The organism is Deinococcus indicus, from assembly GCF_002198095.1.
GTDB classification, from domain to species: domain Bacteria; phylum Deinococcota; class Deinococci; order Deinococcales; family Deinococcaceae; genus Deinococcus; species Deinococcus caeni.
Window position 1 is genome coordinate 1 of the sequence record NZ_NHMK01000014.1, and the last position, 23,136, is coordinate 23,136.

Here is a 23,136-nt window from a genome sequence, read left to right on the forward strand (position 1 = left end):
CTCCCGGGGTTCTTTTCACCTTTCCCTCACGGTACTATGCGCTATCGGTCACTGGGAGTATTTAGCCTTGCGCGGTGGTCCGCGCGGATTCAGTCATCGTTTCACGAACAACGACCTACTCAGGTGCCACATCCGTCAGCCAGTCGTTCATCTACAGGACTGTCACCTTCTCTGGTCCCGCTTTCCAGCGGGTTCGACTTGAGTGGCTGAATCGTAAACAGTGGTCCTACAACCCCAGCGGGTAAACCCGCTGGTTTGGGCTCGTCCCGGTTCGCTCGCCGCTACTAGGGGAATCGATGTCTCTTTCTTCTCCTTCAGGTACTGAGATGTTTCAGTTCCCTGAGTTCCCTCCCACCTAAGTGGGTACCCGCAAGCGGGTGGGTTTCCCCATTCGGACATCCCGGGGTCAAAGCGTATCTCCAGCTCGCCCGGGCTTTTCGCAGGTAATCGCGTCCTTCATCGGCTCCAGTGCCAGGGCATCCACCGTGGACCCTTAGTATCTTGACCCATCTTTCCTATGCGTCTCCTCGTCGCTTGGCCCGCGGCACTGTTGGGTGCTGGGGGGTTCGGCTGGAGGAGCGCGGTTATTTCGCGTTTCTCTCGCTCTTTCACGCTCGCTTGTCATGCATCGCGCCTCGCTTGAGGCTCAGAAAAGATACAGGCGCCGCGCGAATCTGTCAACACCCCCCACACACCACAGGCTTCATCTCCAGGCGCGACGCCAGAAAAACGCGTGCTGCACGCCACTGCGCCCTCACGGTGAACGGGCGGGACGTGGTGTTCCTGATGGGCAACCATGAAACGACAGACAGAAAAAGGCCGTGTGAGGCCGTGCTAGCCTCTGGGCATATGCAGCTGAATGTGGTGTTTTTTGCCCGTCTGAAGCGGGAAACAGGCGTCGAACACCTGACGCTCGACGTGGCGGACGGCAGTGACGTGCGCGCCGTGGCCACCCTGATCGAGGCGCGCTACGGCCTGAGCCTGAAAGGCTGCATGGTCGCCGTGAACGAGAACTACGCCACGCCGGACACGGTCCTGACGCCCGGCGCGGAAGTGGCGTTCCTACCGCCCGTCGCCGGCGGCTCGGACGACCCGGACGACACGGACGACACCACCCACTGCGAGGTCACGTCCGAACCGCTCCGGTTGGACGCCGCCGACGCCTTCCTGGTGCGCCCGCAGTACGGCGCGCAGGCCTACTTCGTGGGCACCGTCCGCAGTCCCAACCAGGGCAAGGCCGTGCAGTACATAGAGTACGAAGGCTACGAACCCATGGCGCGCCGGGTCATGCAGGGCGCCGCCGACGCCGCGCGCGAACGCCACGGCGAACTGCGCGTCTTCGTGCAGCACCGCGTGGGTCGCCTGCATCCGGGCGAGGCCAGCATCCTGATCGGCGTGGCCAGCCCGCACCGCCGCGCGGCCCTCGAAGCCTGCGACTTCATCATCGAGCACCTGAAAGTCCACGTTCCGGTCTGGAAGCACGAGGTGGATGAGGACGGCGCCCACTGGGTCGACGGACAGACCGCCCACGACACCCTCTGAACGCCGGCCCTCTCCCTCTGCGCTGTCTTCAACTCCTGTCTTCCGAGTCGTCGTCCGTCCTATCCCAGCTTCCGGTCGGGTGAGCGGCTCGCCTGCCGGCGCAGGAAATGCTCGGACGGACCGTACTCACGCGCGTGCGCCTCGAACGTCAGGTAGTAGCGGCGGGCCAGCAGCACCATCACCAGCACCACGCTGGCCAGCGCCGCCAGTTCCACCCAGCCGCCCGGACCGAGCAGACTGTTGAACACCGCGTGCAGCGCCACGCTGAGAATCAGTCCCTGCGCCACCCACCGCCGCCCGCGCCGCCAGTGCAGGCCGCCCAGCGCGTACCCCTGCGGCGCACTGAACAGGGCGTGCGCCAGGGTGGCGACCAGCGCGTGCCACGCGCCCGCCCCGCTGCCGAACCCCAGGGTGTACGTCAGGTTCTCCATCAGCGCGAACCCCAGCGCGGCCGTCACGGCGTACACCAGGCCGTCCATCGGCTCGTCGAAATCCAGTTCCGTGATGGCCGTCGTGGCCGCCACGAACTTGAACCCCTCCTCGACGACGGCCGTGAACAGCACCCCCACCACGGCCGCCACCAGCGACGCGGGCAGCACCCGGTCCAGGGCCGCGCCCAGCGCCGCCGCGATCACCCAGGCCAGCATGCCCCAGGCGAAGGTGCGGGCCAGCAGCCACAGCGGCTCCGGGTGCCGGTCCCGCCGCACGAAGAACCACAGCCACGCCAGCGTGATCGCCACCGACGACAGCAGCGACAGCAGCAGCGGCACGGTCACGGGCTCTACCGGACCGCGAGGCCCGCCGCGACCCGCGACTGCATGGGCGCGCTCGCCAGGTGCGTCAGGGCCAGGGCCAGCGCGTCGGCCGCGTGGTTGTTGAACAGTTCCCGGATCCCCAGGCTGGCCTTGACCATGTAGATCACCTGTTCCTTCTCGGCGCGGCCGGTCCCGACCAGCGACCGTTTCACCTGCATCGGCCCGTAGGTGTGGACCGGGACGCCCGCCTGCGCGCACGCCAGTTGCACCACCCCGAACGCCTGCCCGACCTTGAAGGCCACGTCCGCCTGCTTGCGCAGAATCTGATCCTCGATCGCCACGGCATCCGGGCGGTACTCGGCGATCAGGCGACTGACCTCCTCGTGCAGGTACTGGAGGCGGCGCGGCATGATCCAGGCGCTCTCGGTGGTCAGGCACACGTGGTACAGGTGACGGGCCTTGCGCACGTCCCCCTCCACCAGCCCGAGGCCGAGGTTCGCGAGTCCGGGGTCGATGCCAAGTACGATCACCCCCCCAGGATACGCCATGCCCTGCCCGCCGCCACAGCAAAAACCCCCGCCGGAGCGGGGGCGCGGGCCACACGGAAGCCCTCAGCGGCTCCGGTCGGACGGGGACGGCCGGTCCTCGTCCAGCGGGATGTTCGCCATCAGGACCACCATGTCGCCGCGCTGCTCGATCTCCACGGAACTGTTCCCGGTCGGGAAGTACCGCCGCACGACCTCCAGCAGATCCTGACGCAGCGCATCGACCTTGCCGGGCGGAATCTGCGCGCGGTCGTACGCCAGCACCAGCTCCAGCCGGTCCTTGAGCGTCTCCTTGCTGCGGCCACGTTTCATCCAGGAGAACACGTCAGGCCCCCCCGAACAGTCGGCGCAGCGCCGCCAGGAATCCCTTGTCCTCCTCGAACTTCGGGTACGGCACGTCCTCGCCCTTCAGGCGGCGGGCCGTCGCCATGAACGCCTCGCCCGCCTTCGTCTTGCCGAGAACAGCCGGTTCACCCACGTTCGTGGACACGATGATCCCCTCGTCCTCCGGCACGATCCCGATCGGCTTGACCCCCAGGATGTCCAGGATGTCGGCCTCCGAGAGCATGTTCCCGCTCGCGACCATCTTGGGCCGCAGGCGGTTGATGACCAGCCGGATCTCGTTCACCTGCTGCGCCTCCAGCAGCCCGATGATGCGGTCGGCGTCACGCACGCTGGACACCTCGGGGTTCACGACCACCAGCGCCCCCTCGGCCGGCGCGGCCGCCGTGCGGAACCCCGACTCGATGCCCGCCGGGGAATCGATCAGGATCCGGTCGAAGCCCTCGGTCTCGATCAGGTCACGCACCACCCCACGGAACACCTCGGGGTCCAGCGCGTCCTTGTCACGCGTCTGACTGGCCGGCAGCAGGAACAGGTTCTCCACGCGCTTGTCGCGGATCAGGGCCTGATTCATGCGGCACTTGCCTTCCAGCACGTCCACCAGATCGAACACCACCCGCGACTCCAGCCCCATGACCACATCCAGGTTCCGCAGGCCCACGTCCACGTCGATGACCGCGACCTTCTCGCCCAGTTTCGCGAGCGCCGCTCCTATGTTCGCGGTGGTCGTGGTTTTACCCACGCCCCCCTTGCCGGACGTGACCACAATAACCTTGGCATTCATCTTCAGGCAGTGTACAGCCCAACCCTGAGAGACGCGCCCACGAGTGCCCGCCCGGCCACGCCCCCCCCACCGGCACCCGCATCCTGTAATCCAGTGCGTCGCCCGGCGCAGCCCGTCCCTGTAGAGTGGCGGGCTGAACCTCTGTGCCCCCGGGGTGCTGGGTGCGGCGCAAGGGAAGGAGTAGATGATGACGGAAGGCAACAGTCCCGCTGTGGCGGGCGCGAAACGGGTGGGGTTCATCAGTCTGGGGTGCCCCAAGGCGCTGGTGGACAGCGAGCGGATCCTGACGCAACTGCGGTTCGAGGGCTACGAGGTGGCGGCCAGTTACGAGAACGCGGACGCGGTGATCGTGAACACGTGCGGGTTCATCACGCCGGCGGTCGAGGAGTCCCTGAGTGCGATCGGTGAGGCGCTGGAGGCGACCGGGAAGGTCATCGTGACCGGGTGCCTGGGCGAGCGGCCGGAGAAGATCATGGAGCGGCACCCGAAGGTCGCGGCGATCACGGGCAGCGAGGCGGTGGACGACGTGATGGGTCACGTGCGCACCCTGCTGCCCATCGAGACGGACGCCTTCACGGGGCTGCTGCCAGTGGCGGCGCCGGGCACGCGGGCGGACGCGGCGCAGCCGCAGCGGGAGGACACCCGGCACGGGGACGTGTTCGCGCCGAGCGTGAAGCTGACGCCGAAGCACTACGCGTACGTGAAGATCGCGGAGGGCTGCAATCACACGTGTTCGTTCTGCATCATTCCGAAGTTGCGGGGGTTGCAGGTGTCCCGTGACGCCGGGTCGGTGCTGTACGAGGCGTACCGCCTGATCGCGGGCGGCACGAAGGAACTGATGATCATCAGCCAGGACACCAGTGCGTACGGCGTGGACGTCCGCTACCGCGAGAGCGAATTCCAGGGTGAGCAGGTCCGCGCGCACCTGACGGACCTGGCCGTGAAACTGGGCGAGATGGGCGCGTGGGTGCGGATGCATTACGTGTACCCGTACCCGCATGTCGAGAAGATCGTGGAACTGATGGCCCAGGGCAAGATCCTCCCGTATCTGGATGTGCCGCTGCAGCACGCCAGTCCGAAGGTCCTGCGCGCCATGCGCCGCCCCGGCGCGGGCAAGCAGCTGGACACCATCCGCCGCTGGCGGGAGATCTGCCCGGAACTGGTGATCCGGTCCACGTTCATCGTGGGCTTCCCCGGCGAGACGGAGGCGGACTTCCAGGAATTGCTGCAGTTCCTGGAGGACGCCCGCCTGGACCGCGTGGGAGCGTTCACGTACAGCGACGTGGACGAGGCCGACGCGAACAAGCTGGAGGGCGCCGTGCCGCAGGACGTGAAGGAGGAACGCCTGAGCCGGTTCATGGAAGTCGCGCAGCGCATCAGTGCCGAGCGGCTGGCCGAGAAGGTCGGCACCGTCATGGACGTGATCGTGGACGAGTTCAACGACGACGAGGACGACGCGCCGGGCACGAAACTGATCGGCCGCACCAAGGGGGACGCGCCGGGCATCGACGGGCAGGTGTACCTGTTCGCCGGTGAGTTCGCCGGAACCGTGAAGATCGGGGACATCGTGCGCGTACGCATCGAGGACAGCGACGAGTACGACCTGTACGGCGAGGTCGTGGAGACGCCCGCCTGGAAACCCAACGTGCCGCAGCTGGGGCACTTCGGGAAGCACTGAGCGCAACGGGTACTGATACCGACTCCGATTGAATGGTCTGCAAAGCCCGCTGGGTCCGAGCAGATGCGACTCGTAGAGCTGCCCCGCAGAGGTAGAGCTGCCCCGCAGAGAAGGAGCAACAAGGGTTCCGGACGTGGAGCCGGCAGGGGCGGTGAAGTTCCGAATTGTCGGCGAAACAAACGGCAGTCCGTATGACGGGTGGCGGGGGTCCTGGGAATGGGGCGCCCGCCACCCTCTCTGTTCGATCAGCGCGTGCGTGCCAGACTGGGCGGCATGGTTCGCCTGTACTTCAACCGCTCGGGGCGGCGGCCCTCGGCGCAGCTGCTGGACGTGCCGATCTTCACGGTCTGCCCGGCGTGCGGGTTCGTGCCGCACGAGGCGTGGCGGTACGTGGGCAGCCGGTACGGGCATGTGGGCGGCTTCACCTGCGGGCGGTGCGGGGCGCGCGTGACGATTCTGGACGGTGACTGCCGCCCCCCGGTGCGGTTCGTGGCGGACGTGCCGGGGAAGCCCGCGCGGTCGTTCGTGTTCGAGGACGTGTACCGCCTGAACTGGTCGGACCTGATGCGCGCCGGGGCGCTGACCCGCACCGACCTGATCCCGCCGGGCGAGAAGGGCTACGTGGAGTTTGAGGCGGCGCTGGCGGCGGTGCAGGGTGAGGTGGCCCGCCTGGACCTTCCGCCCGTCCCGGCGCCGCTGCCCGAGGGAGTGTCCTGGGTGCCGGAGCCGCTGCGGGCGTGGCTGGACGCGCTGTTCACGCTGGACGGCCCCCCGGCCGGGTAGGGGCCGGGCCGGTGAAGGCAAGACGTCTGTGAGAATTGTTGCCTACACTGCCGGGGTGACCCCTGACGTCCTCCTGGTGATCTTCGCTGCCCTGCTCGGCCTGCTGGTCGGGTCGTTCTCGAACGTGCTGATCTGGCGGCTGCCGCGCGGCGAGAGTATCGCCTTCCCGCCGAGCCACTGCCCGAACTGCGATCACCGGCTGGGCGTCACCGATCTGGTGCCCGTGCTGTCGTGGGTGAGCCTGGGCGGGAAGTGCCGCTACTGCCGGGCGCCCATCAAGGCGCGGTACCCGGTCGTGGAACTGCTGACCGGGCTGGGGTACGGCGTGATCGCCGCATTGTTCCCGCCGCTGGTGGTCGGCTGGGGCGCGCTGGGCTTGATGGTGCTGTTCACGATCCTGCTGGTCGGGAGTGCCATCGACCTGGACACGTACACCATCCCGGACGAACTGACGCTGCCGGGCACGGCGCTGGGCATCCTGTTCGGGTTCCTGAACGGCCGGGCGGGCGCCGAGGGCCTCCCGGACCTCGCGGGCGCGGTGCAGGGCGCGCTGCTGGGCGCGGGTCTGGTCGTGGCGATCAACCAGTTCGGGTCGTGGGTGCTGCGCCGCTTCCGGGAGCGCTCCTTCCCGGAAGCGCCCATCGGGTACCAGCAGATCAGTCTGGCGCTGCTGGCCGGCGCGTGGCTGGGGCCGTGGTGGGGGCTGGGCGCGGCGCTGCTGTCGGCCGCCGTGAACGGCGCGGCCCGCCGGGTGGTGCGCGTGCCGGAACTGCTGACGCTGGGCGGCCTGCTGGTCAGCGTGGTGCTGGGCAGCGCCGGCTACGGCCCCGGCATGATCCTGATGGTGCAGGGCGCGCTGGCCGCAGCGGGCGCCACGTCGCTGGTGGCCGGGGTGTACTGGTGGCTGAAGTACCGTGGGCACAGCGCGGACGAGGGCGCGGACGAACCGGCCGACGCGAGCGCCATGGGCTTCGGGGACGTGAAACTGGCCGCCGTGATCGGCGCGTTCCTGGGCTGGGAGCGGCTGCTGCTGACCCTGGTGGTCGCGGTGTTCGCCGGGGCGCTGTTCGGCGTGGCGCAACTGGCCATGAAACGCGAGAACCGCGTCAAGTTCGGGCCGTTCCTGGCCGTCGGTGCGCTCGTGGCGATGATCTGGGGCGCGCAGATCATCCAGGGCTACCGCGACGGGCTGGGGCTGTAAGAGAGGCCGAAGGCAGATGGCGAATAGCAGATGGCAGAGGCCCGGTCACGGAACCTCTGCCATTTGCCTTCTGCCATATGCCTTCTGCCATTGACCTTCTGCCTTCTGCCATCGGCTCTCCCCCACCCCCCCGACGCCAGCGCGGCCTGCACGGGTGGGTGGGGGCCGCTCTATACTCGGTTCAATTCTGCGCTGTTCCGCTCTGCCGTGTCCGGGCGTGCCCGGCCCGTCTCCCACTTTCCGGAGGTGCCCATGTCCGATTCCAGCCTGCCGACTCCTGACCTTCACGCCCTGTTCGCCGCGCAGCAGGCGCAGCGCTGGCAGGCGGCGCAGACGACCGCCGCGCAGCGTCAGGCGATCCTGCGGCGTCTGCACGACGCGATCCGCGCGCAACGGGTGGCGCTGGCGGACGCCCTGAAAGCCGACCTGGGCAAGAGCCGCGCCGAGGCCGAGATCACGGAACTGCACCCGGTGCTCGAGGAGATCCAGCACGCCATCCGCCGCCTGCCGCGCTGGATGGCGCCCCGGCGCGTGGACACGCCCACCATGCTGCTGGGGGCGCGCAGCGAGGTGCAGATGCAGGCGCGCGGCGTGACCCTGATCCTGAGCCCCTGGAATTACCCCGTGAACCTGGCGCTGGTGCCGCTGGTCGCCAGTCTGGCCGCCGGGAACACCGTGATCCTCAAGCCCAGCGAGAAGGCCCCGAACGTGGCCCGCGCGCTGGGCGACCTGATCGGCAGCGTGTTCGAACCGCGGCTCGTGGCGGTCGTGGAGGGGGACGGCGAGGTGGCCCGCGCCCTGACGGAACTGCCGTTCGGGCACATCTTCTTCACGGGGAGCGGCGCGGTCGGGCGGCACGTCATGCGGGCCGCCGCGAACAACCTGACGGGCGTGACGCTGGAACTGGGTGGCAAGAGCCCCGCCCTGATCGACGCGAGCGCCGACCTGGACGTGACCGCCGAGCGGCTGGCGTGGGGGAAACTGCTGAACGCCGGGCAGACCTGCGTGGCGCCGGACTACGCGCTGGTGCCCCGGCACCTGGAAGGGCCGCTGCTGCGCCGCCTGGAGGCCGTGATCGCGCGGCGGTTCGGGACGGGCGCGTGGCTGCGGGCCGGGCCGGACTACGGGCGCATGGTGGACAGCGCGGGCGTGCAGCGCCTGGAACGCCTCACGCAGGGCAGCGTGGCGCAGGGCGCGCGGATCGTGGTGGGTGGCGAGTTCGACGCGCCGGGCCGGTTCATCTCGCCGACCGTCGTGAGTGGCGTGACCCCCGACATGCCCCTGATGCAGGAGGAACTGTTCGGGCCGGTCCTGCCAATCCTGACGTACGACACGCCCGAGGAGGCCCTGGGCCTGATCCGCCGTCTGGACGCGCCGCTGGCGCTGTACCTGTTCACCACCGACGAGGACATGATCCGCCGCGTGCAGTGCGAGACGACGAGCGGCGGCATGGTCGTGAACGGCGCGGTCGTGCACCTGACCAACCCCAACCTGCCGTTCGGTGGGGTCGGTCCCAGCGGCATGGGCAACTACCACGGCGAGCACGGGTTCCGGACCTTCAGTCATGAGCGGGCCGTGCTGCGTGAGCCGACGCCCAGCCCCGTGCGCTTCCTGTACCCCCCCTACGGCCGCCCGGTGCCCCGGCTGGTCGCGTGGGGCCTGCGGCAACTGGAACGCCAGAGCGGCCCGCGCGAGTGACGCACTCCCCGCCGGGGCTGTGGCTGACCGGGGCCGTCACGGCAGGCGGCCGGTCCAGCCGCTTCGGGAGTGACAAGGCCCTGGCCCCGCTGGACGGCCGGACGCTGCTGGAACGCGCCTGCGCCAGCCTGCAGGACTGCCCCACGCGCCTGCTGATCGCCCCGCCCGGCCGGTACGCCCTGCCCGCCCACCTGGGCCGCTGGGACACGCACCCCGACCGGCGCCCCGGCGAGGGCCCGCTGGCCGGACTGGAAAGCGCCCTGACGCACGCCCCGCCCGGCTGGGTGGCGTTCACCGGGGTGGACCTGCCCTGGCTGACCCCCGACTACTGGCACGCCCTGAGCGCCGCCGTCACGCCCGGCCGCCTCAGCGTGCAGGCCACGGACGGGCAGGGCCGCCCGCAACCGCTGGGTGCGCTGTACCACACGGACCTCCTGCCGCACGTCATCGCCCTGCTGGACAGTGGCGAACGCCGCCTCAGACGCGCCGCGCCGCCCGAACACACGGCGCTGGTGGGCGGCTTCACGGCCCGGACATTCCTGAACGTCAACACGCCGGAGGGGTTGATGGTTGACGGTTGAAAGTCGATGGAAACAGCACCCCATCAACCATCGACACTCCTGTCTTCAGCCGTACTGCGCCTTGTGGGCTTTCTTCAGCGCGGCGTACTGGTCGTTCGCCTCGGCCTCGTCCCATTTCGCCTTGAAGATGCGGGCCGACTCGGCCTTCACCGGGTCTTCCGGACTGCGGGGCAGTTCCGCGCGGCCGTGCGCGCCGCTCTGCCCTTTCTTGTCCTCCGGGACTGGACCGTCGTACTTCTTGCCGCCCCGGTGATTCGCGTACCGGCGGGCGCGCGTGAAGCCCATCTGCAGGAACTTGCGGGCCATGTCCGCCCCCACGAAATCCCCGGCCTGCAGGTACGCCAGGAACATCGCATAGATCGCCTCGCTGCTCTGGCGCGCCAGTTCCGGCGTCGCGAACCGCCAGTGCGGCAGCAACTCCGATTTGTACGGCTGGACCAGCAGAACACCCTGCTCGCCCACCCCCACCCGGTACAGTTCCGGGTGCGCGCGCAGGTCAAGTTCGGCGTAGTGGAGGGAGTAATCGAATTTCGGCATAGGAGTGCAGATGGCATATAGCAGATGGCGGATGGCAGTGGCCCTTCGCTTTATGCCATCGGCCATCTGCCGGGAACTCAGTTCATCCGGTCGTCGTCCATCATCGCCTGAAGCATCCAGCGGATCTTGTCGATGGTGGCGGCGTAGCCGTTGTACATGTCGGCGGTGGCGGGATCGTTGGCGTCGTCGACGGTCTGGCTGTCGTCGCGGAAACCGCGGCCCACGCGGCTCAGGTCGTCCACGAGGTCCGCGACCTGCGTGCGGGCGTCACGGACGGTCTCGGTGGGGACCTTCACGACGCTGAAGCGTTCGATGTCGGCGGGCGCGGCGATGGGGCTGCCGCCCAGCGCGACCAGCCGCTCGGCCTGCTCGTCGATGGCCGGGAAGATCTCCTCGATGAACTCGTCGTACGCGAGGTGCAGGTCCCGGAAGAAGCGGCCCCGGATGTCCCAGTGGTACTTCTTGAACTTCAGGTACAGGCTGATGGTCGTGGCGAGGTTGCGTTGCAGCGTCTCGGCGACCGTGCCGAACTCGGCTTCCGTCAGGTAGTTGTGGTCCACCAGGGCGTTGTTGGTGGCGTTCAGGTGCGCGGCGTCCGCGCTGCCCTTCCCGCTGGCTTTCGCAGAGACGGCCTTGCCGTCGCTGGTGGCCTTGCTGGCGGGTTTCTTGGCGGCAGACTTGGATTTACTGGTCATGCGTTCACCGTACCCCCGCGCCCGCCGGGCCGCCCATACGGTTTTCCTTTAGGCTCCCGCCACAAACAGCAGGCGGTTCCCGTGGACCTTCATGCTGACCTGCCCGGCTTCCAGCAGCTCGGTCAGGTGCGCGCTGACGACCGCGCGGTTCAGCAGCACCGCACCGGCGTTCGTCATCTGCACGCCCAGCGCGCCGCACACGCGCGCCAGCAGGTCGTCCACGCCCGCCGCGCCCACCTGCACGGCCTCCAGCACCGCCGCCGTCGTGCGGGCGTACGCCGCGAGGTTCACCTCGACCAGCCCCCGCAGGTCCGGGGTGGGGTCCCCGTGGCCGGGCAGCGTGACGCGCACGCCCTCCAGTTCACCCAGGCGGGCCGCCGCCTCCTTCTGCAACGCCGAGTCCGCGCAGAACGTCAGCGGGTGCTTCGCCAGGGCCGCCCCGCCGAACAGCGCGTCGGCGGCGTACAGCACCTCTCCCACCCGCACCGCGTACATCATGCTGGCGTGCCCGGCCACCTCCAGCAGTTCCACGACCGCGCCCCCGATCCGCGTCAGGCCCGGTTCCGGAGCCAGCCGCGCCGGGCTGGGCGGCGCGAGCAGGAACTTGTTCTGCAACTCCCTGGGCGGCCGCGCCCCGAACAGCGTGATGGGTTCCAGGATCGGGTGCGTGATCACCGCGTCCTCCAGCGGCGGCGCGAACACCTTCAGCTCCGGGAACCGCCGCAGGATGAACGAATTCCCCCCGTGGTGATCGGCGTGACTGTGCGTGTTCAGGATCCCGGTCGGCGTCAGGTTCCGTTCCGTCAGGCCGCGCAGCAGCTTCCGGGCGTGCCCGTCGTCCAGGCCGGTATCCACCAGCAGCGCCCCGCCCCGGCCGTCCTCGACCACCAGACTGTTCACCGCGCCCGGCAGGTACTGCACCCCCGGAGCCAACGAGACAAGAGAATCCATGCCCGGCAGCGTACCCGCTCAGGTGCGGCAGCGGCGCGCGGGCGCACCTGTCCCGCAGTGCAGAGCAGCGGGAGCCGGCGGTTGCTGCGACGGGCGCGTGCGGGTGTAGCCTGCGCGGCGTGAGTGCGCCCGCCCCTGTTCCGCCCCCGTCCGCCCCGACTCCTGCGCCGTTCCGGTTGTCGGCGGCGCAACTGGGCCTGATCGCGTCGAATTTCCTGATGTGGGGCGGGTTCTTCGCGGTGATTCCGCTCGTGACGGTGCATTTCAGCGGGTCGGTGGCCGGGGGTGGGCTGGGCTGGTCGGCGGCCAGTGTGGGGGCAGTGCTGGGCCTGCGGCAGTTGACGCAGCAGGGCCTGACAGTGTTCGGGGGGGCGTGGGCGGACCGCTGGGGGCCGAAACCGCTGATCCTGCTGGGCTGCGCGCTGCGGACGCTGGGGTTCGCGTGGATGGGCTTCAGTGACTCGTGGGCGGAGCTGCTGGCGGCGGCGGTGCTGGCGGGCGTGGGCGGCGGCCTGTTCGACGCGCCGAAGAGTGCGGCGATCACTCAGGTGACCCCGCCCGAGCACCGCACGCGGATGTTCAGTCTGACCAGCATGTCCGGGAACGCGGGCATGGTGATGGGGCCGCTGATCGGGGCGGCGCTGCTGGGCCTGGGGTTCCGGACGGCGGCGCTGTCGGCGGCGGCCGTGTACCTGCTGGCGGGCGCGGTCATGGCGGTCACGTTGCCGCACCTGCGCCCGCAACGGCTCGCGGCGAGCAGTCTGGACGGCCTGCGGCTGGCGGCGACGGACACGCGGTTCCGGCGGTTCACGCTGGTGCTGATCGGGTACTTCATCCTGAGTACGCAGATCAACGTGGCAGTCACGCTGAAAGCCATCGCGCTGGCCGGGAACGGCGCGACCGGGCCGCTGTACGGGCTGTCGGCGGGACTGGCGGTGCTGCTGCAGTACCCGCTGCTACGGCTGGTCGAGCGTTTCGTGCCGGTGCGGTCGGCGCTGGTGGCGGCGGTGCTGCTGGTCGGCGCGGCGCTGGGGCTGATGTCGGTGGCGGCGACGTTCGGGCAGCTGCTGGCGTGCGTGGCGCTGTACAGCCTGGGGACCATGATCGTGTACCCCACGCAGCAGACCCTGACGGCCCGGTTCGCGCCGCCCGAGCGGGTCGGCAGTTACTTCGGGTTCTCGGCGATCAGCCTGGGGGTGGGAGGCGCGGTGGGCAGCGTGCTGGGCGGCGCACTCGTGGACGGCGGCGCGGCCCTGGGGTTCCCGGCGCTGCCGTGGGTGACGCTGGCACTGATCGGCGTGGTCACGGCGCTCGGGCTACGCTGGGCGCTGCGGGGCCTGCCAGCGCGGGACGGGGCGGCGGCCTGATACGGACTCGGCAATCCGGTGAAGTTCCGGATGGCCAGCGAAACAGACGACAGTCCGGATGATCCGCTGGCGCGGCCCCCCGGTTCAGGGCTGCTGGCGGAAGGGGTCGAGCGTCAGGACCGGCGCGGTCTGGAGGGCCTGCACGCCCAGTTGCAGCAGCGTGTCGCGGCCCTGCGTGAGCTGCCGGGTTTCGGCCTCTCCCTGCGCTCGGATCTGGTCGGGGGTGATGCGTTCGGGGTAGGGCGTGCCGTCGGGTTTGGCGTAGTTGAGGATCGTGAGTTGCACGGCCGCCTGCGATCCCACGGGAAAGACGCGGGTGGCGGTGTTGCCGACGCCGGCCGTGACCTCGCCGATGACGGGGCCGCGCGCGGCGTACTGGATCTCGTAGGCGAAGAACTCGCTGCATGAGGCGCTGCCCTCGTCGACCAGCACGGCCAGCGGGCCGGTCCAGAGGGCCGGGTTGCTGACACTGCCGGTCAGGCGGCCGTCCTCGAGGCGGGTGCCGCGACTGACGACCGTGCGGCTGCTGGCGTCGGCGCTGCGGGCCACGCGGGTCAGGCTGGGCAGGAAGGCGCTGACGGCCCGGTCGCATTCCGTGAGGCTGCCGCCGGGGTTGCCGCGCAGGTCCACGATCAGTCCGGCCGCGCCGCTGCGCTGGGCCTGCCGGACCTGATCGTGAACGGTCTGCGCGACCCGCCCGCCGGACAGGAAGGTGGGGATGCGGATCACGGCGACCGGCGCGGCGTCGCCCGGCAGGTCGCTGGCCGGCACGGAACTCAGGCGCGGCAGGTCCAGGGTGCTGCTCTCGCGGGCGGTCAGGGTCACTTCCAGGCGGTCGGTCTGCCGCTGCACGTCCAGGCGGATGGTCTGCCCTTTCTCGCGGGCGTCGCGCAGGTCGGCGTACAGGTACGGGCGGCCGTTCAGGCGCAGCAGGACGTCGCCGCGCCGCAGTCCGGCCTCCTCGGCGGCGCTGCCGGGCACGACCTCGCTGACCACGCGGTTCTGGCCGTCCAGCAGGGCGAGCTTCACGCCGAACTGAAGGCGGTTGCCGCCGGTGGCGCTGGTCACGAATTCGCGGTAGTCCTCGGGGGTCTGGAAGAAGCTGTGCTCGTCGCCCAGCGCGGTCAGCTGGGCTTCCAGGACCGGGTAGGCGCGCGTTTCCGGGCAGGTGTCGGGGGTGGGCGCGCAGACGTTGTCCAGGCGCTGCTGGTACTCGCGGGTCAGGGCGGCGCGGTCCACGCCGGACAGCCCGCCGTACTCGAGTCGCAGCAGGTCGTTCACCTGATTGAAGATCGCCTGCGCCGGCGAGACGTTGCCCTGCGCGGCGGCGCCGGGCGGGACGCCCACGCAGGCCAGCAGCGCCGTGAGACTGGCGGTGCGGGCGGCGCTCAGCAGCGGGCGGGGCCGGGCCTGGCGGTCACGGCGCGGGAGCGAGCGGCGCAGGAAGGCGTTCATGGGTAGGGCCATTCTGCTCTGAACAGATGGGAATTTGGTGGGCGGCGATTGCGACGGACGTTACAGGATTGCCGCGCCAGCACGCCTTTTTCGGCCTGCGGGGGCGGCGCCCCGCCCACCGTGGCCCCCGGCGGGGGAACGGCAGGCCGTTCAGGCAGCCGGGGAACGCTGGTACAGGTCCACGAGGCGCCGCAGGAACTTCAGGCCCGGCGCGAGACTGGACGTCTGCACCCACTCGTCGGTGCGGTGGGCGTTCCCGCCGCGGTACACGCCCACCGCGACGGCCGGCAGGTCGTGCGGCACGGCGGCGTTCGCGTCGGTGCTGCTGGACGCCAGCCGGATGTCCGTGCGGATCTCGCGGGCAGCGTCCCGGACAGCGCCGAGCAGCGGGCCGCTCTGCAGGTCCCCGCCGGGGCGGTCCCCCACCCGTTCCAGTCGCAGCTGCACGCCGGCGTCGCGCGCGGCGGCGTGCAGGATCGCCACGGCGCGCGTGTCGAGGTCCGCCAGCACGCGGGCGTCCAGGGACCGCAGGTCCAGCAGCAGTTCGGCCGTTCCGGCAATGGAGTTCACGCTGGTCCCGCCGGACGCCACGCCCACGTTCAGGGTGGTGCGCGGCGAGGCGGGCAGGTGCAGGGCGTACAGGGCGCTGATGGCCCGACCGAGCGCGTGCAGGGCGCTGGGCGCCTGATCGCCCCACGAGTGACCGCCCGGCCCGACGAACACGGCGCGGTAGCGGCGCACGCCGACGGCCCGCGTGACCGCCACGCCCAGGTAACCGTCCACCGCGATGAACGCCCCCAGCTGCGGGCGGTGCCGGGCCAGCAGGTACTTCGCGCCGCGCAGGTCGCCCAGGCCCTCCTCGCCGACGTTCGCGGCGATCCACAGCGGTCGGCGCAGCGCGCCCGCCTGCCCGCGCAGGTCCCGCAACAGGGCCGTGACGACCGCGAGGCTGGCGCTGTTATCGCCCACGCCCGGCCCGATCAGCCGGCCGGCCTCCTCGCGGACGGTCACGTCGGTGGCGGCGTCGAAGACCGTGTCCAGGTGCGCGGCCAGCAACAGGGCGGGGCGGCCCTCGGTGCCGGGGGGGGTCAGGCGGGTCAGGACGTTCCCGACCCCGTCACGTTCGGTCGCGTAGCCCAGTTCGGTCCACAGGTCCGCGATCAGGTCCGCGCGCCGGCCCTCCGCGAACGTCGGAGCCGGGGTCTGCGCGATGCGCGTGAGGTACGAAAGAGGCATTGCGGGCCATTGTAGACGCGCCGGGACAGGCCGGGGGGCTGATCGGGAACAAAGTGTGAAGGCGCCCGCTCCGTCACCGGAACAGACGCCTTCACCGCGGCGGGTCGTCAGCGGCGCAGCATGCGGCTGCCGATCATGCCGGCCAGCCCGACCAGTCCGGCCTTCACCATGGGGTTGCTGAGCATCCCGCCGGGCGCGAACGCCTCCTCCAACGGGCTGCGGCCGTTCTGGGCGGGCGCCTGAGCGGTCTTCGTGTAGGCGTCGATCAGGTCGTCGTCGTCGTCGTGACGCACGGCCTGCACGGGGTTGGCGGGGCTGCGCACGATGGCGTCGCCCATCTCGCGGCGCTGGTCGGGGCTCATGCCGCCCACGTACTCTTTCAGGATGGCCTGCCGCTCCTCGGGCGAGGCGCTTTCCAGGTACTCGCGGATGTACGCAGCGGCCTCCTGGGGGCTGACGACCCCGTCGCCGTTCGTGTCGCGCGGATCGAGTTTCGCCATCTGTTCGTGCCGGTCTTTCTGCTGGAAGAACATACCTGACCTCCTGGGGAATGCGGCGGAGCCAGCGGCGGCTCCAGTGGTGACGGATCGTGAGACCCATCCACGCTACGCAAGGCGGCCGCCCGGAACGTGAGCGCCGCCTTCACCGGGCCTGCGGGAAGGAGTGCGGGCCGCTACTCGCCGGTCCGGGCGCGGCGTTTCTGGTACGCGCCGGTCAGCAATTCCGCGATGTACTCGCGCGTGAACGGCATGCCGCTCTCCTCGGCGGCGCGGATCTCGTCGTCGCGGTCGTAGGTCAGGCGCACGAACGTCGCGCTGTGCGCCGGCGAGTGCGGATCGAACTCCAGGATCAGGTAGCAGGGCAGCGTGGAATCCAGCGGGTTACCCACGCTGCCGCAGTTGATCAGCGGCCGGCCCTCCACGTCCAGCAGAAGCGCCTCGTGCATGTCGGCGTACACCAGCGCGTCGGCGTGCTGCGTCAGCCCGAAGGTCGGGTTGGGCGCGAAGGATTCCAGCTGGTCGTGCAGGCTGCTGTGCGGGTACAGACGGTGGAACAGCCCCCGGCTGCTGGCATGCACGAAGCGCCACCACGCGCCCCCGAACTGTTCCTCGATGCCGTACGGCAACTCGCCGAGGTACGTCAGGCCGGCCGGCGTGAGGCGACTGCGCGGCCACAGGTCCTGCGGGCGGTGCGTGGCGCCGGCCACGCGGGCGTCCCAGTTGCCCTGAATGACGCGCGTGGCGTGCGCCTGCGTCCAGTCGAGCACTTCACGGGGGCGGGGGCCCTTGCCCACCAGGTCCCCCAGCACCCAGATGTCGGTCAGGCCGCGCCGCTGCACGTCTGCATGAACCGCGAGCGTGGCCGCCAGGTTGGCGTGCAGGTCCGCGAGAATGGCGAGGCGAATCATGCCCGGAGTGTAGCCCAGCCCCCCACGCTCCCAGGACGCAGGCCGGGCGCCCGGCGGTCAGCCCAGTTCGTGGTACTGCCCGCGGAAGTACACCAGCGGGTCGTCGTCGGTGTAGCGGCTGTACTCCACGAACCCCACGAACAGCGTGTGATCCCCGGCCGGAATGACCTCGTGGCGGCGGCAGACGAGCTGCGCGACGCTGCCGCCGATCAGGGGCAGGCCCTCGTGCTCGAACCACGGGACGCTCTCCTCGGGGCCGGGCTTCCCGGCGAAATGGTCACTCAGGTGCCGCTGCGCGGCCGACAGGACGTTCACCCCGAAGTGCGTGACGTGCTCGCTGCTCAGCAGGGCGTGCATCTGCGCGCGGCGGTCCACGCTGACCAGGATCAGCGGCGGCGCGAGACTGACCGACACGAAGGCGCTGGCCGTCATGCCCCGGCGCGTCTGGCCGTCCGTGGCCGTGACGACCGTCACGCCGCTCGTGAAACGGCCCAGCGTCTGACGGAATTCCGTGGCGTTCAGTCCACCCTGCGGCCCCTGCTCGTGCGGCGCCCGGTCCTGCTGCGGTTCACTCATGCGGCGAGTGTACCGGGTCGGCGGATCGATCGGGTGGACGCCCCGGTCGGGACAGGGCCGCCCCCCACCCCACACGGACGGCCGTGTCAGGGGCGCGGAGGGAGGGCCGGGACGGGCGGCGCGTCGCGGATCAGCAGGTCCGGCAGGCGCACCACGCCCCGCTCGGGAATGGTGTCGGTCCAGCGCTGACCGCTGACCCGCACCTCGGTCTTCCCGGCGGGCAGCGCCGCGAACCCGTAATACCCCAGCGCGTCCGTGAGGGCCTCGGCCACCACCTGACCGCCCTGCACCGCCTGCACCGTGCGGTGACCGGGCGTGGCGGCGCCCGTCACGCGCCCCAGCAACCCGCGCACGGTGGGCGCCTCGTCCGTCCAGCGCAGCGGGCGTTCCAGCGGCATCCCCGGCGCGCTCAGGACGGCCTGCACGGCCTTCAGGCCCTGCGCCGCCGACTCGCGCTGCCCGTACACCCCGGCGGTCGGCGTGCGGTACGAGTACCCCACCCAGCCCATCCCGGTCTGCACCGAACGGCGCGCCTGCGCGGCCGTCACGGCCGGATCGTTCAGGTACATGGCCGTCCCGGCGGCCACGGCGGCCCGCGCGCCGTCCGGCCGGTCCCGCACCGACAGCGCGAACGCGTTCCAGCCGTCGAACCACTGCGCCTGATCCGGCAGCCCGTCGCGTTTGTAGTTCATCAGGACGTTCAGGTCGATCAGACCGGCCCGCATCCATTCGGGCCAGTCCTGCAACACGTCACCGTACGTGCGGGTCCGGCGGAACCCCGTGAGGTCCCCGGCGCGCGGCGCGGTCTGGTACGTGATGGTCGCCGCACTGACCCACAGCTCCGGGCGCAGCGCCTTGCTTTCCAGCGTGATCCGCCGCACCAGGTTCGTGACCTGCTGCCGTTTCCAGGCCGCCCAGACGGGATCGCTCGGCGCGGGCGTCCCGGCGCGGCCCGTCTCGGCGCGGTAGCGGGCCAGGGTCTTGGGATCGTAACCCCACACGTCCCCGTCCGGGTAGCGGATCCGGTCGAGCTGCACGCCGTCTACCGGGTAGTTCCGCACGATGCTCAGGACCGCCTGCGTCATGTACTCGGCGGCCGCGGGAATCCCGGCGTCCAGCCACGTGTCCCGGCCCTCCTGCCAGCTGCCGTCGGGCCGGCGGGCCAGCCAGGAGTTCACGCCGGCCCCCGCGCCATGTCGGCGCAGCACGTGCGCCGGATCGGTGTTCGGTGCGGCCGTGTTGCCCACGCCCGTCACGCTCGCCCAGGCGATCACGCGCATGCCGCGTGCGTGCGCCAGCGTGGTGATCACCCGCAGCGGATCGAAGTTCTTCTCCAGGTCGGCGTCCGTCACGGTGGGCACGCTGGCCTTCAGGCACAGGCAGTCGGCGCGGCGGATCGCCTGCACGAACAGGGTGTTCACGCCCATGCGCTCGGCGTCCGCGACGGTCTGCGCGACCTGCGCCCGCGTCTTGAGGCCCGGCCCGAACGCGTCGATCCACAGACCGCGCAGGTTCGCGCCCGGCTGCGTCCCCGCCACCGGGACGGCCGGTGCTGGAGTGGTGGACGCCGGCGTGGTGGAGGCCGGAGCAGTGGGTGCCCCGGCCGTCGCGGGCGCGGCCGGTTGCGGCGCACGCACGTCCTGCGCGGCCCCCCTCCCCACACCGGCAGACAGGACAAGAGCGGAGGACAGCAGAAACGGAGCGGCGCGGCGCGACAGGGGGAACGTCATGATCGTGAGCGGCAGGCTACCGCACCCGGCCCGCCAGGACATGAACGCCACAAATCCCTCCCACCCGGCCGGGCCGTCATGTTAGGCTCGTGCCGTACACCCACAACCCGGAGGTTTCACATGAAGAAACGTGCACTGCTGGCCCTCGTCGGTACCGTCGCCCTCGCCGCCTGCAACCAGGCCCCGGATGTCTCCGGGAAGAGCGTCACCAAGAACTTCACGGATCAGAAGCTCACCGGGTACACCGCGCCCTCCGGTACGGCCGTGTTCGTGGATCTGACCGGCGGGGACCGCCGCACCACCCTGACCGTCAAGGGCCTGAAACCCAACACCGATTACCTCGCGCACTACCACAAGATGGGCACGGCCAGCACCACCGACGCCTGCAAATCCAACGGCGACGTCGTGGGCGGCATGATCGGCATGACGACCAAGAGCAACGCCAGCGGCGACCTGACCATCAAGGGCTTCCAGATGACCGCCGACCTGAAGGACGCGAAGTACATCAACGTCCACGAGGCCAACGCTCTGGCCAATGTGCCGGTCTGCGCCCCCCTCTGATCCTCTTCACCTGATACGGACTCCGGTTGAGCGGCCTGACCAGCCAGTCAATCGGAGTCCGTCTCATACGGCCTGCCGTTTGTTTCGCCAACAATCCGGAACTTCACCGCCCCTGCCAGCTCCACGTCCGGAGGGGCGTCTCTCTCGTTCTCTGCGGGGCAGCTCTCCGAATCGCATCCGCTCGGACCCAGCGGGCTTTGCAGCCTGTTCAATCGGAGTCCGTCTCAGGTTTCGGAGTCGTCGGTGTCGTCGCTGTCGTCCTCGGCGGCGGGTGCGACGGGGACGTTGCGGTTCTTGCCGATCTCACGGACCCGGCCGCTGAACCGGCTGCGGATCAGTTCGTAGTTCGCGTGCGCCCGGATGTCCCCCGGACGGGACGGGGCCGCCGTGACCGGCGCGGTGGGGGTCGGCACTTCCGGCGCGGCGGGAGCCGGAGCGGACCGGGGCGGGGGCGGCGGCACCTGACTGGCCGGGACGGCGCGGGCAGCCGGGGCGGGCAGGGTCACGTTCCCGAACGGCATGTCCTCCTCGGGCGGCAGGCCTCCCAGCAGGTCGGGGCCACCGAAAGCGTTCCAGTCGGGTTCCTCGGTGATGGGTTCCACGATGTACAGTTCCCGCTCGCGGGCCGGTGGGGGCGGGCGGTCGCCGCCGGTCGCGTCGGCCGGGGCGGGCGGCGCGCCTGTCAGGTGCTCGCCGGCGAAGGGATCGTCGGGCAGCGGGGCCGGGGCCACGTCGTCGGGACTGCGGGGCGGCACGCGGCGTTCCGGGCGGGGCGGCAGCGTGGCGACCGCGCCGCCCCCCGCGCCGGACGGCAGCGGATCGAAGTCCGGCCCGCGTGCGGCGCGGCGCGGCCCGGCCCGGCCCGGATCGAACGGCGCGACCTCGGGGGCCGGGGCTGCCGGGGTGGATGACGCCGGGGTGGGCGACACGGGCGCGGCCTGCGCCACCGCCGGCTGGGGGGTCGGCTGGGAAACTGCCGGCTGGGGCGCGGTGGCCGGCGTGGGTGCGGGCGCTCCGCCGCCGTTGCCGCCGCCGCCCGGCCCGCCGAGGTTCACGCGGCGGCCCCCTTCCGGGGCGATCAGTTCGAACGTGACCGGCCCGAACACCTTCAGGACGATGCGGCCGATATCGTCGAATTTCGCGGCGACCTGCTTGGCGTGGAAGGCGCTACGTTCGTCGTACGACAGGCTCACGTAACCGGGTTCGGCGTGCTGCCGGGCGGGTTTCAGGAAGGCGCGCAGCTGGATGCTGGCCTGCCGCACCACGTCCGGCCAGCTGCCGCCGGTCGGGGCGGGCGGCGGCGCGTCGGGAACGGGCGTGCGGGTCGGGGCGGCAGGGGCGCGGCGCGCGCCAGGGTCGAAGTCCGCGACCGGGGCGCTCACCACCGGTCCCCCGGCGGCGGGGCGGGCGCGCAGGCTGGCGAGTTCCTTTTCCAGGCGGTTCAGGCGTTGCGTCAGGTCCGCCGGGACGGCCGCGCTAGCGCCGGCCGGGGCGCCCCCGCTTCCCCCGGTGTCGGCGGCCAGCAGGGCGTGCGTCAGGGCCAGTTCCAGGCTCTGCTGGTCGGCGGCGCGGGCGAAGCGGGATTCCTGCTCGTCCAGCGCCGCCTGGAGTTTCAGGAGCCTGGGGACGTCCGCGCCGTCCAGGCGGCCCTCGCCGCTCAGGCCCAGTTCGGCGTGCAGGGCCGCGCCGAGCGCCGCGACGAGACCCTCGACGACCGTGCGGGCCGCGAACCCGTCGCGGTACAGGGCGGCCGCGCCGCTGATGGCTGCCCCCGCGTCCCCGGCGACGAGTGCGGCGGCGATCCCGCGCACCCGTTCGCCCGGCGGGAGGCCCAGCGCGTCCTCCACGCCTGCGCGGGTAATGGCGGTCCCGGCGGCCAGCATGCGCTCCAGCAGGCTCTCGCCGTCACGCATGGCGCCGTCAGCCAGCCGGCCGATCAGGTGCAGGGCGTCCTCATCGGCGCGCGCCCCCTCGCGCTGCGCGAGCCCGGCGAGCTTCCCGGCGATCTCCTCGGGCGTCAGGCGGCGGAAGCGGTAGTGCTGGCAGCGCGAGAGGATGGTCGGGATGATCTTCTCGGGTTCGGTGGTCGCCAGGATGAAGATCACGTGGCTGGGCGGCTCCTCCAGCGTCTTCAGGAGGGCGTTGAAGGCCGCGCGGCTCATCATGTGCGCCTCGTCGAGGATGTAAATCTTCTTGCCGCCGTGCATGGCGGCCAGACTGACCTTCTCGCGCAGGTCGCGCACGTCGTCCACGGAGTTGTTACTGGCCGCGTCGATCTCCATGACGTCCGGGTGCGATCCGGCCCGCACGCTCAGGCAGGATTCGCACTCACCGCAGGGTTTCGGCATGGGACCGGTGCAGTTGGCGGTCATGGCGATCAGGCGGGCGGTGGTGGTCTTCCCCACCCCGCGCGGCCCGCTGAACAGGTACGCGTGCCCCACCCGCCCCTGCGCGAGCGCCGCCTTCAGGACGTCCTTGACGTGCTCCTGACCGACCACGTCCTCCCAGCGGACCGGCCGGGCCCGCTGATAGATGGCGCTCACAGGCACCCCCCGGCGGCGCGGAGGCGAGGCCCGAACGCTGAACCACACGGCCTGCCGCCGCTCAACCCGACCCCACCACCACACACACGCCGCTTCACCTCAGCATTCTAGAGCCCAGGGGCAACGGGGCGCAGTGACGGGGGGAAGGGTTGAAAGTCGGAGGTTGAT

Annotated in this window: 22 protein-coding genes and 1 rRNA gene; 8 read left to right on the top strand and 15 right to left on the bottom strand. The window is 70.8% G+C overall.

All coding sequences use genetic code 11. The features are described 5' to 3' along the window. Positions 1–507: ribosomal RNA gene (locus CBQ26_RS10500) — 23S ribosomal RNA — on the bottom strand; the annotation flags it as partial. A 342-nt stretch (positions 508–849) separates the two neighbouring features. Here CBQ26_RS10500 and moaD point away from each other — a divergent pair. Continuing rightward, on the top strand, positions 850–1,542 hold the full coding sequence (gene moaD, locus CBQ26_RS10505) for a molybdopterin converting factor subunit 1 (protein ID WP_088248602.1): 693 nt from the start codon (positions 850–852) through the stop codon (positions 1,540–1,542). A 59-nt stretch (positions 1,543–1,601) separates the two neighbouring features. Here the strand turns inward: moaD and CBQ26_RS10510 are convergent, their stop codons facing one another. The 4 genes from CBQ26_RS10510 to minD form a co-directional block, all read right to left on the bottom strand. Then, on the bottom strand, positions 1,602–2,318 hold the full coding sequence (locus tag CBQ26_RS10510) for a PrsW family intramembrane metalloprotease (RefSeq protein WP_308430613.1): 717 nt from the start codon (positions 2,316–2,318) through the stop codon (positions 1,602–1,604). Between the two features lie 5 nt (positions 2,319–2,323). Next, a complete protein-coding gene (gene ruvC, locus CBQ26_RS10515; RefSeq protein WP_088248603.1) occupies positions 2,324–2,827 on the bottom strand; it encodes a crossover junction endodeoxyribonuclease RuvC in 504 nt (167 codons plus the stop codon). 81 nt (positions 2,828–2,908) lie between these two features. Further along, positions 2,909–3,166, bottom strand: a complete 258-nt coding sequence (gene minE, locus CBQ26_RS10520; RefSeq protein WP_088248604.1) for a cell division topological specificity factor MinE — start codon at positions 3,164–3,166, stop codon at positions 2,909–2,911. A gap of 1 nt (position 3,167) precedes the next feature. Continuing rightward, complete coding sequence (gene minD, locus CBQ26_RS10525; RefSeq protein ID WP_088248605.1) at positions 3,168–3,968, bottom strand: septum site-determining protein MinD; 801 nt, start codon at positions 3,966–3,968, stop codon at positions 3,168–3,170. Between the two features lie 187 nt (positions 3,969–4,155). Here minD and rimO point away from each other — a divergent pair, with 187 nt between their 5' ends. From rimO to mobA, 5 genes are all read left to right on the top strand, one after another. Further along, positions 4,156–5,646 carry a 30S ribosomal protein S12 methylthiotransferase RimO gene (rimO, locus tag CBQ26_RS10530; protein WP_172418032.1) on the top strand — a complete coding sequence of 497 codons (1,491 nt, stop codon included), beginning with the start codon at positions 4,156–4,158 and terminating at the stop codon, positions 5,644–5,646. Positions 5,647–5,919: 273 nt separating this feature from the next. Beyond that, a complete protein-coding gene (locus tag CBQ26_RS10535) occupies positions 5,920–6,429 on the top strand; it encodes a hypothetical protein (RefSeq protein WP_088248607.1) in 510 nt (169 codons plus the stop codon). Between the two features lie 55 nt (positions 6,430–6,484). Beyond that, positions 6,485–7,630, top strand: coding sequence for a prepilin peptidase (locus CBQ26_RS10540; protein ID WP_088248608.1), 1,146 nt, complete (start codon positions 6,485–6,487; stop codon positions 7,628–7,630). A gap of 252 nt (positions 7,631–7,882) precedes the next feature. Next, positions 7,883–9,328: an aldehyde dehydrogenase family protein gene (locus CBQ26_RS10545; RefSeq protein ID WP_088248799.1), complete on the top strand. Its 1,446-nt coding sequence runs from the start codon at positions 7,883–7,885 to the stop codon at positions 9,326–9,328. Further along, positions 9,325–9,909: a molybdenum cofactor guanylyltransferase gene (gene mobA / locus CBQ26_RS10550; RefSeq protein ID WP_229844140.1), complete on the top strand. Its 585-nt coding sequence runs from the start codon at positions 9,325–9,327 to the stop codon at positions 9,907–9,909. Before CBQ26_RS10545 ends, mobA begins: the two co-directional genes overlap by 4 nt. 45 nt (positions 9,910–9,954) lie before the next feature. Here mobA and CBQ26_RS10555 read toward each other — a convergent pair whose 3' ends face one another. The 3 genes from CBQ26_RS10555 to CBQ26_RS10565 all read right to left on the bottom strand — a co-directional run bounded on the left by CBQ26_RS10555 (position 9,955) and on the right by CBQ26_RS10565 (position 12,092). After that, on the bottom strand, positions 9,955–10,446 hold the full coding sequence (locus CBQ26_RS10555) for a DUF4385 domain-containing protein (RefSeq protein WP_088248609.1): 492 nt from the start codon (positions 10,444–10,446) through the stop codon (positions 9,955–9,957). 77 nt (positions 10,447–10,523) lie between these two features. After that, on the bottom strand, positions 10,524–11,141 hold the full coding sequence (locus CBQ26_RS10560; RefSeq protein WP_088248610.1) for a Dps family protein: 618 nt from the start codon (positions 11,139–11,141) through the stop codon (positions 10,524–10,526). A 48-nt stretch (positions 11,142–11,189) separates the two neighbouring features. Then, positions 11,190–12,092 (bottom strand): MBL fold metallo-hydrolase, encoded by a 903-nt coding sequence (locus tag CBQ26_RS10565; protein ID WP_088248611.1) that lies wholly within the window; start codon positions 12,090–12,092, stop codon positions 11,190–11,192. A 119-nt stretch (positions 12,093–12,211) separates the two neighbouring features. Here CBQ26_RS10565 and CBQ26_RS10570 point away from each other — a divergent pair, with 119 nt between their 5' ends. Next, entirely contained in the window at positions 12,212–13,459 is a 1,248-nt protein-coding gene (locus CBQ26_RS10570) for an MFS transporter (RefSeq protein WP_268248321.1), read from the top strand. An 84-nt stretch (positions 13,460–13,543) separates the two neighbouring features. Here CBQ26_RS10570 and CBQ26_RS10575 read toward each other — a convergent pair whose 3' ends face one another. The 6 genes from CBQ26_RS10575 to CBQ26_RS10600 all read right to left on the bottom strand — a co-directional run bounded on the left by CBQ26_RS10575 (position 13,544) and on the right by CBQ26_RS10600 (position 19,864). After that, the gene (locus CBQ26_RS10575) at positions 13,544–14,914 is read right to left on the bottom strand and encodes a S41 family peptidase (protein WP_088248613.1); all 1,371 of its coding nucleotides are present in this window, start codon (positions 14,912–14,914) and stop codon (positions 13,544–13,546) included. A gap of 150 nt (positions 14,915–15,064) precedes the next feature. Next, positions 15,065–16,150: a M20/M25/M40 family metallo-hydrolase gene (locus CBQ26_RS10580; RefSeq protein ID WP_088248614.1), complete on the bottom strand. Its 1,086-nt coding sequence runs from the start codon at positions 16,148–16,150 to the stop codon at positions 15,065–15,067. Positions 16,151–16,257: 107 nt separating this feature from the next. Further along, the gene (locus CBQ26_RS10585) at positions 16,258–16,683 is read right to left on the bottom strand and encodes an EF-hand domain-containing protein (protein WP_088248615.1); all 426 of its coding nucleotides are present in this window, start codon (positions 16,681–16,683) and stop codon (positions 16,258–16,260) included. Positions 16,684–16,823: 140 nt separating this feature from the next. Next, the gene (locus CBQ26_RS10590) at positions 16,824–17,558 is read right to left on the bottom strand and encodes a metallophosphoesterase family protein (RefSeq protein ID WP_088248616.1); all 735 of its coding nucleotides are present in this window, start codon (positions 17,556–17,558) and stop codon (positions 16,824–16,826) included. A gap of 57 nt (positions 17,559–17,615) precedes the next feature. Next, entirely contained in the window at positions 17,616–18,134 is a 519-nt protein-coding gene (locus CBQ26_RS10595; protein WP_088248617.1) for a flavin reductase family protein, read from the bottom strand. An 86-nt stretch (positions 18,135–18,220) separates the two neighbouring features. After that, the gene (locus CBQ26_RS10600; protein WP_088248618.1) at positions 18,221–19,864 is read right to left on the bottom strand and encodes a glycoside hydrolase family 10-like protein; all 1,644 of its coding nucleotides are present in this window, start codon (positions 19,862–19,864) and stop codon (positions 18,221–18,223) included. 120 nt (positions 19,865–19,984) lie between these two features. On the opposite strand from CBQ26_RS10600, the gene CBQ26_RS10605 reads away from it, so the two are divergent. Beyond that, positions 19,985–20,425, top strand: coding sequence for a hypothetical protein (locus tag CBQ26_RS10605; RefSeq protein ID WP_088248619.1), 441 nt, complete (start codon positions 19,985–19,987; stop codon positions 20,423–20,425). Between the two features lie 224 nt (positions 20,426–20,649). Here the strand turns inward: CBQ26_RS10605 and dnaX are convergent, their stop codons facing one another. Continuing rightward, complete coding sequence (gene dnaX, locus CBQ26_RS10610; protein WP_088248620.1) at positions 20,650–22,968, bottom strand: DNA polymerase III subunit gamma/tau; 2,319 nt, start codon at positions 22,966–22,968, stop codon at positions 20,650–20,652. Positions 22,969–23,136: the final 168 nt, after the last annotated feature.

What these genes read in the sequence shown, in the direction of transcription:
- CBQ26_RS10600 (WP_088248618.1), bottom strand. Translation starts at nt 19,864, where the DNA reads ATGACGTTCCCCCTGTCGCGCCGCGCCGCTCCGTTTCTGCTGTCCTCC.
- CBQ26_RS10590 (WP_088248616.1), bottom strand. Translation starts at nt 17,558, where the DNA reads ATGATTCGCCTCGCCATTCTCGCGGACCTGCACGCCAACCTGGCGGCC.
- CBQ26_RS10605 (WP_088248619.1), top strand. Translation starts at nt 19,985, where the DNA reads ATGAAGAAACGTGCACTGCTGGCCCTCGTCGGTACCGTCGCCCTCGCC.
- CBQ26_RS10535 (WP_088248607.1), top strand. Translation starts at nt 5,920, where the DNA reads ATGGTTCGCCTGTACTTCAACCGCTCGGGGCGGCGGCCCTCGGCGCAG.
- CBQ26_RS10545 (WP_088248799.1), top strand. Translation starts at nt 7,883, where the DNA reads ATGTCCGATTCCAGCCTGCCGACTCCTGACCTTCACGCCCTGTTCGCC.
- CBQ26_RS10575 (WP_088248613.1), bottom strand. Translation starts at nt 14,914, where the DNA reads ATGAACGCCTTCCTGCGCCGCTCGCTCCCGCGCCGTGACCGCCAGGCC.
- rimO (WP_172418032.1), top strand. Translation starts at nt 4,156, where the DNA reads ATGACGGAAGGCAACAGTCCCGCTGTGGCGGGCGCGAAACGGGTGGGG.
- CBQ26_RS10595 (WP_088248617.1), bottom strand. Translation starts at nt 18,134, where the DNA reads ATGAGTGAACCGCAGCAGGACCGGGCGCCGCACGAGCAGGGGCCGCAG.
- CBQ26_RS10555 (WP_088248609.1), bottom strand. Translation starts at nt 10,446, where the DNA reads ATGCCGAAATTCGATTACTCCCTCCACTACGCCGAACTTGACCTGCGC.
- CBQ26_RS10580 (WP_088248614.1), bottom strand. Translation starts at nt 16,150, where the DNA reads ATGCCTCTTTCGTACCTCACGCGCATCGCGCAGACCCCGGCTCCGACG.
- CBQ26_RS10560 (WP_088248610.1), bottom strand. Translation starts at nt 11,141, where the DNA reads ATGACCAGTAAATCCAAGTCTGCCGCCAAGAAACCCGCCAGCAAGGCC.
- CBQ26_RS10565 (WP_088248611.1), bottom strand. Translation starts at nt 12,092, where the DNA reads ATGGATTCTCTTGTCTCGTTGGCTCCGGGGGTGCAGTACCTGCCGGGC.
- minD (WP_088248605.1), bottom strand. Translation starts at nt 3,968, where the DNA reads ATGAATGCCAAGGTTATTGTGGTCACGTCCGGCAAGGGGGGCGTGGGT.
- CBQ26_RS10585 (WP_088248615.1), bottom strand. Translation starts at nt 16,683, where the DNA reads ATGTTCTTCCAGCAGAAAGACCGGCACGAACAGATGGCGAAACTCGAT.
- moaD (WP_088248602.1), top strand. Translation starts at nt 850, where the DNA reads ATGCAGCTGAATGTGGTGTTTTTTGCCCGTCTGAAGCGGGAAACAGGC.